Genomic DNA, 14,964 nt, shown 5'->3' with positions numbered 1-14,964 from the left:
GCGACGATCGCCCTGGCGGGAACGGGCGCGCCGAACCCGCGCGCCGCATCGGCGAGGCAGCGATACGCGGCTTCCTCGGCGGGATTTAAAATCGCCAGGACGCGGCGGCGCACGAACCATGACCGGCTCGATGCACGCTCGGCCAGAACGGCGAGAGCGAACAGCAGCGCCACGATGCGCTCAAGCACATCGCGGTTCCGGTTCGCGTTCCTGTCCCAGCCGTCCATCCTGTCCTCCGCTTCGGGTGGGCAAAGTATGGATGCGGTTTTGCGGACGTGGACGGATTATTTGTTGTGGGAGCCGTGGCGCTTCTGCCTTCTCCCGCAAGGGGGAAGGCAAGATTCAACGCTGCCGCTGCGGCTTACACGCACTCACACCGCTGTCAGGTCGCTCATCAGCCCCGATGCAACCGAGAGCCGAGACACGGTGATGTCGCCGCCTTCGGTCAAGGCCTGAAGCCGCTCCAGTATGCGCGCAATGCGTTCGCCACCCGCCTCCAGCCATGCTGCGACGGGGTCCGGCGTTTTGCCATACCCTGTCAGAGCCGCCACGGTCATGCCACGGCGCGCGGCGCCGATGGTGTCGGTGGCGCGCGCCAGCGCAAGCTGGTCGTAGTAGTCGGATGGGGTGATGGAGCGGGCCGCTTCCTCGATGCGCGGAATGCGGAACGCCTCGCTTACGGCGAAGAACGATTTCGCTGCCGAAACGATATCGGCATTCGACTGGCGGGCCGCCAGCGCGATGTCGGGCACAAGCTGGGCAACGTCGGTCAACGCCAGACGCTGGGCCAGCTTTTCAGGAGCGCCGGCCTTGAACAGTTCCTCTCGGCGCGCCTCGATCCGCTCGCGGGAGAAGGGTGGCAACAGCGACATCAGCTTGGGTTCGAGCGCCTTGCGGGCCTCGACCAGGGCAACGATGCGCTCGCCGAGCGGCGCGGTGCTGACATCGTTCTTGAGATGCCAACTGCTGGTCATATAGATGAGGCGACCGACGATCTGGTAGAGGTCGAGCTGGACCTGACCGTCGATCTTGTTGTCGAGCGCATCGATCTCCGCATAAAGCTCCGGCAGCGCGAAGCCGTCGCGGATGAGGGCGAAGGTCCGCACCACGTCGGCAGCCGTGCCGCCGGTCGTCTCCTGCAGCCGGTTGACGAAGGACGGGCCGCCGCGATTGACCAGATCGTTGGCGACGACGCGAGCGATGATCTCGCGCCGCAGCCGGTGGCCGTGGATTTCGCCAGAGAATTTCTTCGCCATCCGGTTGGGGAAATATCCCATCAGGTCGCGGTCGAAATGCGGATCGTCCGGCACGTCGGAGGCGACGATATCGGAGAAGAGAACGATCTTGGCGTAGGCGAGGAGGACGCCGAGTTCGGCCCGCGTCAAAGGCTCGCCGCGCGTTTCACGCTCGGCCAGGACGGTGGCGGACGGCAGGTTCTCGACGCTGCGGTCGAGCAGGCCGCGCGTTTCCAGCGCAGCCATGAACCGGCCCTGATGGGCGAGATCGGCAAGGCCGCGCTTGCGCACGACCGACAGGGCCAGCGTCTGCTCGTAATTGTTGGCAAGCACAAGCCGGCTGACCTCGTCGGTCATGTCGGCGAGGAGCTTGTTGCGGGCGGGCCGGGTGAGATCGCCCTTGCGCATGGCGGAAGCCAGCGCAATCTTGATGTTGACCTCGACGTCGGAGCAATTGACGCCGCCTGAATTGTCGATGGCGTCGGAATTGCAACGGCCGCCGGCAAGGCCGAACTCGATGCGGGCGCGCTGGGTAACGCCAAGGTTGGCGCCTTCGCCGATCACCTTGGCGCCGACTTCCACGGCATTGACGCGGATGGCGTCGTTGGCGCGGTCGCCGGCGTCCTGGTTCGTTTCGGCGGATGCCTTCACATAGGTGCCGATGCCGCCGAACCACAGAAGGTCGACCGGCGCCTTGAGGATGGCGCTCATGATCTCGACCGGCGTGGCGACGGTCTTGCCCAGGCCGATGGCTTCAGCCGCGGCGGTCGAAAGCGTGATCGATTTCTGCGCGCGCGAGACGATGATGCCGCCTTCCGAGAGCTTCGACTTGTCATAGTCCTGCCAGCTCGAGCGCGGCAGGTCGAACAGCCGCTTGCGCTCGGCCATGGTGGCGGCCGGGTCGGGCTTCGGGTCGATGAAGATGTCGCGGTGGTCGAAGGCGGCTATGAGCAATGTCTGGTCGGACAGCATCATGCCGTTGCCGAAGACGTCGCCTGACATGTCGCCGACGCCGACGCAGGTGAAGGGCGAGGTCTGGATGTCGCGGTTCATCTCGCGGAAGTGCCGCTTGACCGCCTCCCAGGCCCCCTTGGCGGTGATGCCCATCTTCTTGTGGTCGTAGCCGGCCGAGCCGCCGGAGGCGAAGGCGTCATCGAGCCAGAAGTCGTGCGCCTGGCTGATGGCGTTGGCGGTGTCGGAGAAGGTGGCCGTACCCTTGTCGGCGGCGACGACGAAATAGGGATCGTCCTGATCGAGCCGCACCACGCCTTCGGGCGGGATGATATGGTCGACGCCGATGTTGTCGGTGATGGAAAGCAGGCTTGAGACAAAGTTCACATAAGCCGACCGACCGGCTTCGAAAACCTCGTCACGGCTGCCGCCAACCGGCAGGAGCTTGGGATAAAATCCGCCCTTGGCGCCGACCGGCACGATGACGGCATTCTTGACCTGCTGCGCCTTGACCAGCCCAAGGACTTCCGTGCGATAGTCCTGGGCGCGGTCCGACCAGCGCAGGCCGCCGCGCGCCACCGGGCCGAAGCGCAGGTGGACGCCCTCGACCTCGGAGCCATAGACGAAAATCTCACGCCATGGCCGTGGCTCCGGCAAACCCTCGACAGACCGTGAGTCAAGCTTGATCGCCAGCGACTGGCCGCGCTCCTTCTTGCCGTCGACGAAATGATTGGTCCTGAGCGAAGCTTCGATCAGATTGAGATATCGGCGGATGATGGTGTCGTCGTCAATGTTGGGGACGTCTTCCAGCGCGTCCTTGATCTTGGCCCTCAGATGCTTGGCGGTGACGGCGCCTTCGCCCTCGGCACCCGGCCCGAAGCGGGCCACGAACAGGGCATGAAGCCCGCGCGCGATGTCGGGGTAACGATTCAGCGCGGCGGCGATGAAATCCTGGCTTTGCGGAATGCCGGCCTGCTGCAGATAGCGCCCATAGGCGCGCAGCACCATGATTTCGCTGGACCATAGACCGGCTGTCTGGGCAAGGCCATTGTAGCCGTCATTGTCGGCATCGCCGCGCCAGACGGCGAGGAAAGCATCCTCGAACAGACGTCCGCCATCTGTCAGATCGATCGGCTGCCCGTAGGCGTTTTCCAGCTCCATGTCATGGACGAAGATCTTTTCGGAGCCATCCTCGCCGATCTCGAAGGTGCGTTCGCTGATGACGCGGAAGCCGATGTTTTCCAGCACCGGCACACGCCGCGACAGCGCGACCGGGCAGCCATAATGATAAATCTTGAGGGCCGCCTGCTGCGGCTGCTGGTCGGCATGGCGGTAGTAGTCGATGGCGATGGTGTTCTCGGCACTGAGCTGAGCGATGCGGCCGGCATCGATCAGGGCTTCGGCGGCGGTGAAATTGTCGCGGTATCCTTGCGGGAAGCGCGCGGCGATCGCCCGCGCCTCGGCGTTCGCGCCGTTGGCGTCCTCCGCCTCGGCCAGCGAATCGTCCCAGGTGCGCACGATATCGCGGACAGCTTTCTCGATTGTCGATTGCTCGACCTTGGGGGTCTTGCCGCCGGAGCGTCCAATGATGAAATGAACGCGCGCCAGGCCGCCTTCCGGGAAGGCGGGATAGTAGGCGGAGACGCGCCCCTCGAAGACGGTCTTCAGATAAATGCCGACCTTTTCACGCACGGCGCTGTCGTAGCGGTCGCGCGGTACGAAGACGAGGACGGACACGAACCGGTCGAACTGATCGACGCGCACCAAGGCGCGGACACGCGGACGCTCGACCAGGCCGAGAATGGCTTCGGCGTGTTTGCGCAGCACCGGGACCGGTACCTGGAACAACTCGTCGCGCGGATAGCTTTCCAGCACGTTGATCAGCGCCTTGCCGGAATGGTCGGCCGGATTGAGGCCGGATTTGGCGATCACCGTCTCCGCTTTCGAGCGCAGATAGGGGATCTTCAGGACCGAGCGTGTGTAGGCGGTCGAGGTGAACAGGCCGACGATGCGCAACTCACCGGACAAGGCGCCTTTCTCCGTGTACGTCTTGACGCCGATGTAATCGAGATAAATGCGCCGATGGACCGACGATTTGGCGTTGGCCTTGGTGACGATCAGGGCTTCCGGACCATGCAGGAAGGCGCGGATCTCCGGCGTTGTCGTCACGGCTTCGGTGCCGCGCCGCAGCACCAGAATGTCTGGATCGGACAGAATCCCAAGACCAGGCGTTTCAGCGCGCTCCAGCGTGCCGCTGGTCTCGCCGCCGATATATTTGAACTCGCGCATGCCGAGGAAGGTGAAGTTGTCGTCGCGCAGCCATTCCAGAAAGGCGATGGCCTCGGCGACGTTCTTCTTTTCCAGAGGGACGGGAGCATGGCGGAATTCGGAGATCGCCTGGTCGATCCTGGCCAGCATGGGTTTCCAGTCGGCGACCGCGTAACGGACCTGGTTCAGCACCTTTTCGAGCCGGTCCGCCAGGTCGGCCGCCTGCTCCTCGGTCAATCGAGGAATATGGGCGTGGACGACGCTCAGCCTGTCGTGGGAGGCTTCGTCCTTGTTGTTGCCGGCCTCGCCGAGGATTTCATCGACGCCGGATTTTCCATGCCGGACGAGGATGACCGGGTGCGCCACCAGGGTCGGTTCGCCGGCGCTGTCGGTGATCTCGCCCAGAATGGAATCGAAGAGGAAGGGCATGTTGTCATTGACGACAGTGACGACGGTCACCGGCCGGCCCTGCCGGTTCACGCCCGAATCGGCCTCAACAGCGATAACGCTCTGGCCTCTCTTGTGCCGGGAAACGGCCTGTCCGGCGAGATCGGCGGCGCGCTCGAGATCGGCTGCATCGTAGGCCGCGACATCTTCCGCCGGCGCCCGGCTGAGAAGATATTCGGCGAGGGAGCCCCCCGAGGCCGATTTTACCGACTGTCTTTTCATATTGGCTTTATCGGATGCTGCCATTTTCGTTTTGGCAACGGACTTCAGGCTGGCCATGGTGACGAACTTTCCTCCCGTCATATACTTTTTGCGACGCGGCGCAATTTTGCGACGATATTACCATGTGAACCGAATTTAGCGACAAAGGTTTGACGGCTGGATAACAAAAATAACGATTAAATTGGAACGGATGCCACCGAAAGATGAGGAGAAAGCGATGGCCAAGACGGTAACTGCCCTCGAGTTGGGAAAAATCGAGCTGAGCGAGGCGACCAAGGCGTATTTCGCCAAATGCGAAGAAAAGCTCGGTCTCGTGCCCAACGTGCTGATGGCCTATGCGTTCGACGACAAGAAGCTACGCGCGTTTACCGACATGTACAATGATCTGATGCTGGGCGAATCAGGGCTCAGCAAGCTGGAACGCGAGATGATCGCGGTCGCCGTTTCGTCGATCAATCATTGCTATTACTGCCTGACCGCGCATGGCGCGGCGGTGCGGCAATTGTCCGGCGATCCGTCGCTGGGCGAGATGATGGTGATGAACTTCCGGGCAGCCGATCTGTCCGACCGGCAAAACGCCATGCTTGAATTCGCGGTGAAGCTTACGGAAGAGCCAGCCAAGATCGTCGAAGCAGACCGAGCCGCGCTGCGCAAGGCCGGCTTCTCGGACCGCGATATCTGGGACATTGCTTCGACCGCCGCGTTCTTCAACATGTCGAACCGGGTGGCGGCAGCCGTCGATATGCGGCCGAACGACGACTATCACGCCATGGCGCGTTAGCTTCAGCCGCCGGCTCGGCGTGCGAAATCAGCTCCGTGCGGCGATCGCCGCCGCAGCGCCCGCCATGGTGCCGGCGCTGATACGGTTGGCGATCCGCATGGCGCGTGGGCTCCTGAGCAGCCGGCGGGCCTGCGCCGCCGCCAGACCCCAGGTAAGATCGATGGCGATCAGCACGATTGCCATGGTCAGCGTGAGTTCCAGCCAGCCGACGACGGTGACCGAGGCCAGATCGATGATCGTCGGCAGAAGCGCCAGGTAAAACATCATGATCTTGGGGTTGCCGAGCGTAACCGCCATGCCGGCCAGGAAAAGCCTGGCCGGCGAATCCTCGCTCGGCATCTCTCCAGCTTTTGCATCGACCGGCGCGGTCCACATCTTCCAGGCGAGATAGGCGAGATAGGCGACGCCCAGCCACTTTACGACAACGAAGGCGGCATGAAAGGTCTGGGCGACCATTGCCAGGCCGAACACGGCGAAGGACAGCCAGATGCCTTCGCCGATCCACATGGCGAGCAGGAAGGGAAAGACGTCGCGAAAACCCTTGGAGATCACGCGCGCGACCAGCGCAGCGATGGATGGGCCGGGCGAGCCTGCTGCGACCAGCAGCGCGCCGGCGAAGATGAGAAGGGAAGAAAAGTGCATGGCGGGCCTCAGGTCCTGAACACCAGCATAGTACGCTGGCGCACCGTTCCCCGAAAGAGCCCGCGGATGCGTTCGGTCAAGCCGCGCCGGCCACCTTGCTCTTTTCGAAGCGCTTGCGCTCGTTCGGGTCGAGATAGAGCTTGCGCAGGCGGATGGTCTTGGGCGTCACTTCCATCAGCTCGTCATCCTGAATCCAGGAGAGCGCGCGATCGAGGGTCATGCGGATCGGCGGCGTGAGCTTGACCGCCTCATCCTTGCCGGCGGCGCGGATGTTGGTGAGCTGCTTGCCCTTCAGCACGTTGACTTCCAGATCGTTGTCACGCGAATGGATGCCGATGATCATGCCCTGGTAGACCTTTTCGCCCGGGTCGATGATCATCGGGCCGCGATCTTCCAGGTTGAACATGGCGTAGGCCACAGCCTCGCCCGAAGCATTCGAGAGCAGCACGCCATTGGTGCGGCCGCCGATCACGCCCTTGAATGGCTGGTAGCCGTGGAACAGGCGGTTCATGATCGCCGTGCCGCGCGTATCGGTCAGCAACTCGGACTGATAGCCGATCAGTCCGCGCGTCGGGGCATGGAAGACGATGCGCTGGCGGTCGCCGCCGGACGGGCGCAGCTCGACCATCTCAGCCTTACGCTCGCTCATCTTCTGCACAACGATGCCGGAATGTTCCTCATCGACGTCGATAACGACTTCCTCGATCGGTTCAAGCAATTGCCCGCTTTCATCCTTGTGCATCACGACACGCGGACGGGAGACGGCAATTTCGAAGCCTTCGCGGCGCATCGTCTCGATCAGCACGGCGAGCTGCAATTCGCCGCGGCCGGACACGTAGAAAGAATCCTTGCCTTCGGCCTCCTCGATCTTGAGGGCTACGTTGCCTTCGGCTTCCTTGAACAGGCGGTCGCGGATGACGCGGCTCGTCACCTTGTCGCCCTCGGTGCCGGCAAGCGGGCTGTCGTTGACGATGAAGCTCATCGTCACGGTCGGCGGATCGATCGGCTGCGCGTGCAGCGGCTCGGTCACCGCCGGGTCGCAGAATGTGTCGGCAACGGTGCCCTTCGACAGGCCGGCGATGGCGACGATGTCGCCTGCTTGCGCCTCGTCGATCGGTTGCCGTTCCAGCCCGCGGAAGGCCAGGATCTTGGAGACGCGGCCAGTCTCGACGACCGAGCCGTCATTGGCCAGCACCTTGACGGGCTGGTTCGACTTCAGCGAACCGGATTCGATACGGCCTGTGATGATGCGGCCGAGAAACGGATTGGCTTCGAGCAGGGTTCCGATCATGCGGAACGGGCCAGGATGGACGGTCGGCGCCGGAACGTGCTTCAGCACGAGATCGAACAGAGGCGCCAAGCCCCTGTCCTTCGGGCCTTCCGGATTTTCGGCAACCCAGCCATCGCGGCCGGAACCATAGAGGATGGGGAAGTCGAGCTGCTCGTCGTTGGCGTCGAGCGCGGCGAACAGGTCGAACACTTCGTTGACGACCTCGACGTGACGGGCGTCGGGGCGGTCGATCTTGTTGATGACGACGATGGGCTTCAGGCCGACTTTGAGCGCCTTGCCGACGACGAACTTGGTCTGCGGCATCGGGCCCTCGGCGGCATCGACGAGCACGATGGCCGAATCCACCATGGACAGGATGCGCTCGACCTCGCCGCCGAAATCGGCGTGGCCGGGCGTATCGACGATATTGATGCGGTGGCCGTGCCAGTCGACCGAAGTCGCCTTGGCAAGAATGGTAATGCCGCGTTCCTTTTCGAGATCGTTGGAATCCATGGCGCGCTCGGCGACACGCTGGTTCTCGCGGAACGAGCCCGACTGGCGGAGAAGCTGATCGACCAGCGTGGTTTTCCCATGGTCGACGTGCGCGATGATCGCGATATTACGGATGTCCATACTGTCTCTCGGAAGCGTTGGCGGCAGCAGGACCGGGATTTGGTCGCTGCCTTTTTCGTTTGCGCGGCTCATACAGGGTTTTTCGCAATTGCGAAAGGGGGCGCGCCGACACCGTATTCATGCGGATTTAATAAAATGGTCACCAAATATTAAGGGCTTGATGCGCAGGATTTCGTTAACCAATGCCGGAACCATGCCGGCCTCGGATCGTTTGGCGGACCATGATGAAAAAAACCGGATTGCATACTGGCTTGGCGGCCCTCGCGGTGTTCGCAGCCGTCGTGGCGGCGGGTACTGCTCATTCGGTCACGCGTTCCGATCTGGAATCCGAAACCGTGCTGACGGCTTCGGCGGCGGAAGAACTTTTCGCCGACGCGCCGGCCGGCGTCGATCCCATGGTGACCGGTCCAGTCAGCGTTTCCTTCAAGAAACGCCAGCGCGATGCCGGATGCGACCGGGCCGCTTGGCCGAATGTGCCGGTCGCCTGCTACCCGAACTGACCAGGCCGGTCATCCCACCCGATTTTGAGCGAGAAGTGCGGATCGGGCAGTTCCCGATCCGCACTCATCTGCTTTCGCTTCAAGCCGAGCGCACAGGATCGAGCGTGATCTTGTAAAGTTCCTTGTCGTCGCGATCCATCAGGCGAACCGTCATCTGCTCCGTCTGGCCGTCCACATCGACGAGGCCGAAGAACTGCAACCCTGCCGAGGGCGGCAGGTTCTGGCCTTGCTCGGCGGTCGGCGCCTTGATGAATTTCAGCTCCGGGCCAAATGTCATGTCGAGGTCGTTCGGGCCGAAGGTGCCGGAATGGATCGGACCGGAGACGAATTCCCAGAACGGATTGAAGTCCTGGAACTGCGCCTTGTCGGGGTTGTAGTAATGCGCGGCCGTATAGTGAACGTCGGCCGTCAGCCAGACCGTATTGGTGATGCCGGCGTTCTTGATGAAGCGCAGCAGATCGGCGAATTCGAGCTCGCGGCCCTTGGCCGCGCCGTTGTCGCCATTGGCGACGGCCTCCGCGCCCTTCTCGTTGGCGCCATCGTTCCAGACGATCAGGCCGATCGGCATGTCGGCGGAAATGATCTTCCAGGTCGCCTTGGAATTGGCCAGCTCGCGCTTGAGCCATCTGGTCTGCGCTTCGCCCAGCATACGCGATTGCGGCGTCATCGTCTCTTCCATATCCGGACCGTTCGGGCCGCGATAGGAACGCATGTCGAGGAAGAACACATCGACCAGCGGCCCGTAGGCGATCTTGCGGTAGATGCGTCCCGGCTCGGCCGGCGTGTAGCGGATCGGCGCCATTTCGTGGAAGGCCCGGCCGGCGCGTGCGGCCAGCAGGGCGACCGACTTCTCCGTGTAACGGTCGTCGCCGGTCAGGTCTTTGGAACTCGACCAGTTGTTCAGAACTTCATGGTCATCCCACTGGAAGAAGGTCGGCAGCAGGGCGTTCATGGCCAGCAGGTTCTTGTCCATGAGATTGTATTTCCACTGGCCGCGATATTCTTCGAGCGTTTCGGCGACCTTGCGCTTTTCGTCGATCAGGACGGCGTTCTTCCACTTGGTGCCGTCCTTGAGGTCGACCTCGTCCGTCATCGGGCCATCGGCATAGATCGTGTCGCCCGAATGCAGGAAGAAATCCGGCGTATGGGCCGCGATGGTGGCGTAGGTCTTCATGCCGACATCGTCGATGCCCCAGCCCTGGCCGGCGGTGTCGCCCGACCAGGCGAAACGCACCGAGCGCTTCGAAGCGGGCGCCGTGCGGAAACGGCCGACGATGGGTTCGGATACGGCGTTGACGTCGCTCAGGTCGGCCAGCGTCATGCGGTAGAAGATGTCCTGGTCGGAGGTGAGATCGGTGAGCAGACGCTTGACCGTCAGGTCGCTGTCGGGAAGCGCATCGAGCGGCGCCAGCCTTTCGGCATTGGCGAAGCTTTCGGTGGTCGAGACCTCGAACATCACCCGCGACGGGCGATCGGCGCGGGTCCAGACCATGCCCGAAGAGGCATCGACGTCTCCGGACTGGACGCCATGGGTGAATGCGGGCCGGGTGTTGGCGCGCGAATAGTAGGGAAGCGCCAGACCCGATGCGCCGACAAGCCCGGCGGCGGTGCTGGAGGCAAGGAAGGTGCGGCGTGAAATCCTGGCGACGCGGTTCATGGCTGGCTCCGTGGCTTTGAACATTACCCGCCAAACTCGGCGGGGAATGTTTCAGCCACATCTCGAAGCCATGACGTTTTGCTGACAGTCCCCACTATCCAGCCGCTTCAGCAGCCTGCCTACGCAGCCTGACCCTCGGGTTCGAAAGCCGGACGGCTGGTATTGATCAGCAACGAGATGCAGGCGGCGATGATGCCGGTCATGCCGGCGATGAGGAACGCCAGTTCGTAGTTGCCGGCAATTTCGCGCATGGTTCCGCCGAAGAAGGCGGCGGTCGCGGCGCCGACCTGATGGCCGGCGACGATCCAGCCGAAGACGAGCGGGCCGCTGCGATCGCCGAAGGCTTCGTTGGCAAGGCGCAAGGTCGGCGGCACGGTGGCGATCCAGTCCAGCCCGTAGAAAACTGCGAAGATGATGAGGCTCAGGGCCGAAAAGCCGGAATAGGGCAGGTAGATCAGCGAAAGGCCGCGTATGGCGTAATAGATGCCGAGCAGCTTGCGCGGATCGTAGCGGTCGGTCAGCCAGCCCGAAAGCGTCGTGCCGATGAGGTCGAAGATGCCCATGAGCGACAGAAGGCCGGCGGCCTGGACCTCGCCTATGCCCATATCGCCGCAGAAGGCGATCAGGTGCGTGCCGACAAGGCCGTTGGTGGTGAAGCCGCAGATGAAGAATGTCGCGAAGAGATACCAGAAGACGCGCGTGCCGGCGGCGCGGCGCAGCGTGCCCAGCGTGTGGGCGATGAAATTGCCCTGCGAGGCCGGTGAAACGGGCGGGACATCGTCGGCATCCGCGCCGAAGCGGACGAGGCCGATGGAAGACGGCCGCTCGGGCACCAGAAGCCAGATCAGTGGAATGAGACAGGCCGTGGCGATGGAAATGGCCGTGGCGACAGGCCGCCAGCCGCCCGACTGCGCCAGCGCGGCGAGAAGCGGCAGGAACACCAGCAGGCCGGTGGCGGCCGAAGCCGACATCAGGCCCATGACGAGGCCGCGATTGGTCTTGAACCAGCGATTGACGATGGTGGCGCCGAGCACCGTGGCGACGGCGCCGGAACCGATGCCTGAAAAGACGCCCCAGGTCAGGACCAATTGCCATGACTGGGTCATGAACTGGCTGAGCGCGGTGGCGCCAGACATCAGCACGAAAGCCGCGATGAGGGTCTTCCGCAATCCGATGCGTTCCATCAGCGCCGCGGCGAATGGCCCGGTGAGGCCGTAGAGGAAAATGCCGACGGCGGCGGCGAAGGACACGACGCCGCGAGACCAGCCGAAACTGTTCTCCAGTGGCACCATCATGACCGCTGGCGCGGAGCGAAGGCCCGCAGCGATCAGCAGCGCCATGAAAATCACGCCGACGACGACGAAGGCATAACGCTGGCCAAACGGGCGTGACTGGACTATCATGTTACTGACCGGTACGTTGCAAGTGGTTCTGTATAGGTACCGATCGGTAACACTGTCAAGCGGACACCTGAATGTCGATCGACAATAATATTGATCCTGCCATCAATGCCCGGAATGCGCCACGCGCCGCCGAGAAGATCCTCGACGTGGCGCGGCAGCTTTTCTACCGCAAGGGCATAAGGGCGATCGGCGTCGACGAGATCGTCAGGCAGGCCGGTGTCACCAAGCCCAGTCTCTACCGTAATTTCTCGTCCAAGGACGACCTGACGGCATCCTATCTCAAGCAATATGACAAGGAGTTCTGGGAGCGCTTCGACGAGGCGGTCGCGACGCATCCGGGCGATGCGCGCGCACAGATCCTCGCTTTCCTCACCCGCGTGGCAAAGCGTTCGCAGAAGGAAGGCTATCGCGGCTGCGGCATGACGAACGCAGCGGTGGAGTATCCCGAGCGGGGGCATCCAGCGCGAACAGTGGGCGAGGACAACAAGAAGGAATTGCGCCGCCGCCTGCGCGCAATGGCGGCGCAGATGGGTGCAAAGGACGCCGACGAACTGGGCGACGGTCTGCTGCTTCTGCTTGAAGGCGCCTATATCTCGGCGCAGCTTTTCGGCCCCGGCGGTCCTTCGAGGGCGGTGGCGCGCAACGCCGAGTTGCTCATCGCGGCCAGCGTCGAGGCAACCACATCTGAATGACCCTGTCCGTCCCGGAACCGAGACGGAAAGGGGGCTTTCATTTACATGTGAACGTGCTGCCGGAATGGTCTTTGCTTTTTATTGCACTGCCGATTTGAGCGAACGCGCCTTGCCGTAACGGGATAAGGGCGGCACAAGAAGCCGCCATATCAAGAATCGTTCACACCGGGAATTGCGGCGCCGGCGGAACGAAGGCCGGTCTGGCGTGTTGTGGCGCCAATTGCGGGTGTTCATGCTGACGCTTCCACAAATTCTCTCCTTCTCCGTCATCGCGCTGATGATGGCGGCCTTCGTATGGGGCCGCTTCCGCTATGATCTGGTGGCCGCCGGCTCATTGCTGCTGGCGCTGGCCGTCGGCGTGGTGCCGATGGACAAGGCCTTCAGCGGCTTTAGCGACGACATTGTCATCATCGTCGGATCGGCGCTTCTGGTCAGTGCGGGCGTCGCGCGTTCCGGCATCATGGAGTTCGCCATCCAGCGGCTGGCGCCCAATGTCAGTTCAGTGCGTGCGCAACTGGCCCTGCTGGTGATTACGGTCGCGGTGCTGTCGGCCTTTGTGAAGAACATCGGCGCGCTGGCGATCATGATCCCCATCGCGTTCCAGTTCGCCCGGCGGTCGAACGTTTCTCCCTCGGCCTTCCTGATGCCGATGGCCTTCGCCTCCCTGCTGGGAGGGCTGATGACGCAGATCGGCACCTCGCCGAACATCGTGGTGTCGCGGCTGCGCGGCGAACTTACCGGCACGCCCTTCACCATGTTCGATTTCACACCGGTCGGACTCGCGTTGACGGTGATGGGCTGCATATTCCTTATCCTGTTCTATTGGCTGGTGCCCCAGCGCGAGCGCCAGGACGTCTCGCTTCACGAAGCCCTCGACATCAAGAACTATGCCGCCGAGGCGAGGGTGACCAAGGATTCCACCGTGGTCGACAAATCGCTGGGGGAGCTTCTCAAGATCGCGGCGGGCGATACGGTCATCACTTCCATTCTCCGTTCGGAAGGGTTGCGCATCGCGCCGCTTCCGGACGCCGTGCTGCGGGTGGACGACATATTGCTGATCGAGGGCAGCCAGGATGCGCTCGACCGGCTGGTGGCGCAGTCCAAACTCAGCCTTGGAGACAACCGTAAGCCGGCCAAGCAAAATGGCGCCGGGAGCGAGATGACGGCGATCGAAGCGGTCATCGGCGAAAGCTCCAGCCTCATCGGCTGGTCGGCGCAACGGCTGCTGCTCTATGACCGGTTCAACGTCAATCTCCTGGCCGTCAGCCGCAAGGGTGAACGGCTCGACCAGCGGCTCGGCTCGATCACGCTGCGGCTTGGCGACGTCGTGGTGCTGCAAGGCAACAAGAACACGCTGCCGGAATTCCTGCGCGAGTTCAGCCTGCTGCCCCTGGTGGAAAGGCCCGTGCTGCTCGGCAGCGTGCGGCGCGGCATCGTGCCGGTGCTCATCCTGCTGGCGGCGATGGGATCGACTGCTCTCGGCCTGCTGCCGGTTCAGGTGGCCTTCTTTGCCGCAGCGGTGATGATGGTGCTGTTCAAGGTCATTCCGGTGCGCGACATTTATCGTTCGCTCGACGGACCGATCCTGGTGATGCTGGCGGCCCTGATACCGGTCAGCGACTCGTTGCGTCATACGGGAGCCACCGACGTCATTGCATCCGCGTTGGCTGAGTTCGGCCATACCTTGCCGAGCTATGGAGCGCTCGGCCTCATCCTGGTGGCGGCGATGGCGGTTACACCCTTCCTCAACAATGCCGCCACGGTGCTGGTGATGGCGCCGATCGCGGCCGGTTTCGCGCAGAACCTCGGCTACCGACCGGAGGCCTTCCTCATGGCGGTCGCCATCGGCGCGGGGTGCGATTTCCTCACCCCCATAGGCCATCAGTGCAACACGCTGGTGATGGGGCCAGGGGGCTACCGATTCTCGGATTACCCGCGGTTGGGGCTGCCGCTTTCCCTGCTGGTCATCGTCGTCGCGGTGCCCTTGCTGATGATCGTCTGGCCGATGCAATAGCCGTCGGAAACGACCTCCGGCGACCTGGAAAAGCTCCTGACGGAGGGCTGTCAGCAGCCCTGTGCGATAGTGCTCCTGTCAAATCGAGAGGAGGCTGACCATGTATGATTTTGCCATTGCGAGCGCCGTTCGCTATTTCGTCGGCCGGGTCAGGACGACCCGCCGGACCCTCCGCACAGAACGCTTTCTGAACTCATTGCCCCAGGAAATCCGCGCCGATATCGGTTGGCCGGATGTCGATGACAGCCG

At 63.0% G+C, this 14,964-nt stretch carries 10 protein-coding genes; 4 read left to right on the top strand and 6 right to left on the bottom strand.

Annotation, left to right across the window (positions count from 1 at the left end; all coding sequences use genetic code 11):
• Together ASD44_RS18585 and ASD44_RS12780 are read right to left on the bottom strand one after the other, a co-directional pair.
• A partial coding sequence (locus tag ASD44_RS18585; protein ID WP_200948380.1) for a hypothetical protein occupies positions 1 to 227 on the bottom strand: 227 nt, incomplete at its 3' end.
• A gap of 144 nt (positions 228 to 371) precedes the next feature.
• The gene (locus tag ASD44_RS12780; RefSeq protein ID WP_056116100.1) at positions 372 to 5,180 is read right to left on the bottom strand and encodes an NAD-glutamate dehydrogenase; all 4,809 of its coding nucleotides are present in this window, start codon (positions 5,178 to 5,180) and stop codon (positions 372 to 374) included.
• Between the two features lie 160 nt (positions 5,181 to 5,340).
• On the opposite strand from ASD44_RS12780, the gene ASD44_RS12775 reads away from it, so the two are divergent.
• Positions 5,341 to 5,904: a peroxidase-related enzyme gene (locus ASD44_RS12775; protein WP_056112505.1), complete on the top strand. Its 564-nt coding sequence runs from the start codon at positions 5,341 to 5,343 to the stop codon at positions 5,902 to 5,904.
• 27 nt (positions 5,905 to 5,931) lie between these two features.
• Here the strand turns inward: ASD44_RS12775 and ASD44_RS12770 are convergent, their stop codons facing one another.
• Both ASD44_RS12770 and typA read right to left on the bottom strand, forming a co-directional pair.
• Positions 5,932 to 6,546 carry a LysE family translocator gene (locus ASD44_RS12770; RefSeq protein ID WP_056112503.1) on the bottom strand — a complete coding sequence of 205 codons (615 nt, stop codon included), beginning with the start codon at positions 6,544 to 6,546 and terminating at the stop codon, positions 5,932 to 5,934.
• Between the two features lie 76 nt (positions 6,547 to 6,622).
• Entirely contained in the window at positions 6,623 to 8,449 is a 1,827-nt protein-coding gene (typA, locus tag ASD44_RS12765; RefSeq protein ID WP_056116096.1) for a translational GTPase TypA, read from the bottom strand.
• A gap of 251 nt (positions 8,450 to 8,700) precedes the next feature.
• Between typA and ASD44_RS12760 the strand changes: the two genes are divergently transcribed.
• Complete coding sequence (locus tag ASD44_RS12760) at positions 8,701 to 8,949, top strand: hypothetical protein (protein WP_244478770.1); 249 nt, start codon at positions 8,701 to 8,703, stop codon at positions 8,947 to 8,949.
• Between the two features lie 79 nt (positions 8,950 to 9,028).
• Here the strand turns inward: ASD44_RS12760 and ASD44_RS12755 are convergent, their stop codons facing one another.
• Complete coding sequence (locus tag ASD44_RS12755; protein ID WP_056116088.1) at positions 9,029 to 10,606, bottom strand: alkaline phosphatase; 1,578 nt, start codon at positions 10,604 to 10,606, stop codon at positions 9,029 to 9,031.
• A 119-nt stretch (positions 10,607 to 10,725) separates the two neighbouring features.
• Positions 10,726 to 12,009, bottom strand: coding sequence for an MFS transporter (locus ASD44_RS12750; protein WP_056112498.1), 1,284 nt, complete (start codon positions 12,007 to 12,009; stop codon positions 10,726 to 10,728).
• A 71-nt stretch (positions 12,010 to 12,080) separates the two neighbouring features.
• On the opposite strand from ASD44_RS12750, the gene ASD44_RS12745 reads away from it, so the two are divergent.
• Both ASD44_RS12745 and ASD44_RS12740 read left to right on the top strand, forming a co-directional pair.
• Positions 12,081 to 12,701, top strand: coding sequence for a TetR/AcrR family transcriptional regulator (locus tag ASD44_RS12745; RefSeq protein WP_056112495.1), 621 nt, complete (start codon positions 12,081 to 12,083; stop codon positions 12,699 to 12,701).
• 235 nt (positions 12,702 to 12,936) lie between these two features.
• Complete coding sequence (locus ASD44_RS12740; RefSeq protein WP_056116085.1) at positions 12,937 to 14,715, top strand: SLC13 family permease; 1,779 nt, start codon at positions 12,937 to 12,939, stop codon at positions 14,713 to 14,715.
• The last annotated feature ends 249 nt before the right edge of the window (positions 14,716 to 14,964 follow it).

This window comes from Mesorhizobium sp. Root554 (assembly GCF_001427025.1).
GTDB lineage: Bacteria > Pseudomonadota > Alphaproteobacteria > Rhizobiales > Rhizobiaceae > Mesorhizobium.
Note: the sequence above shows the minus strand (reverse complement) of the source record. Positions and strands in the feature narration are given on the sequence as shown.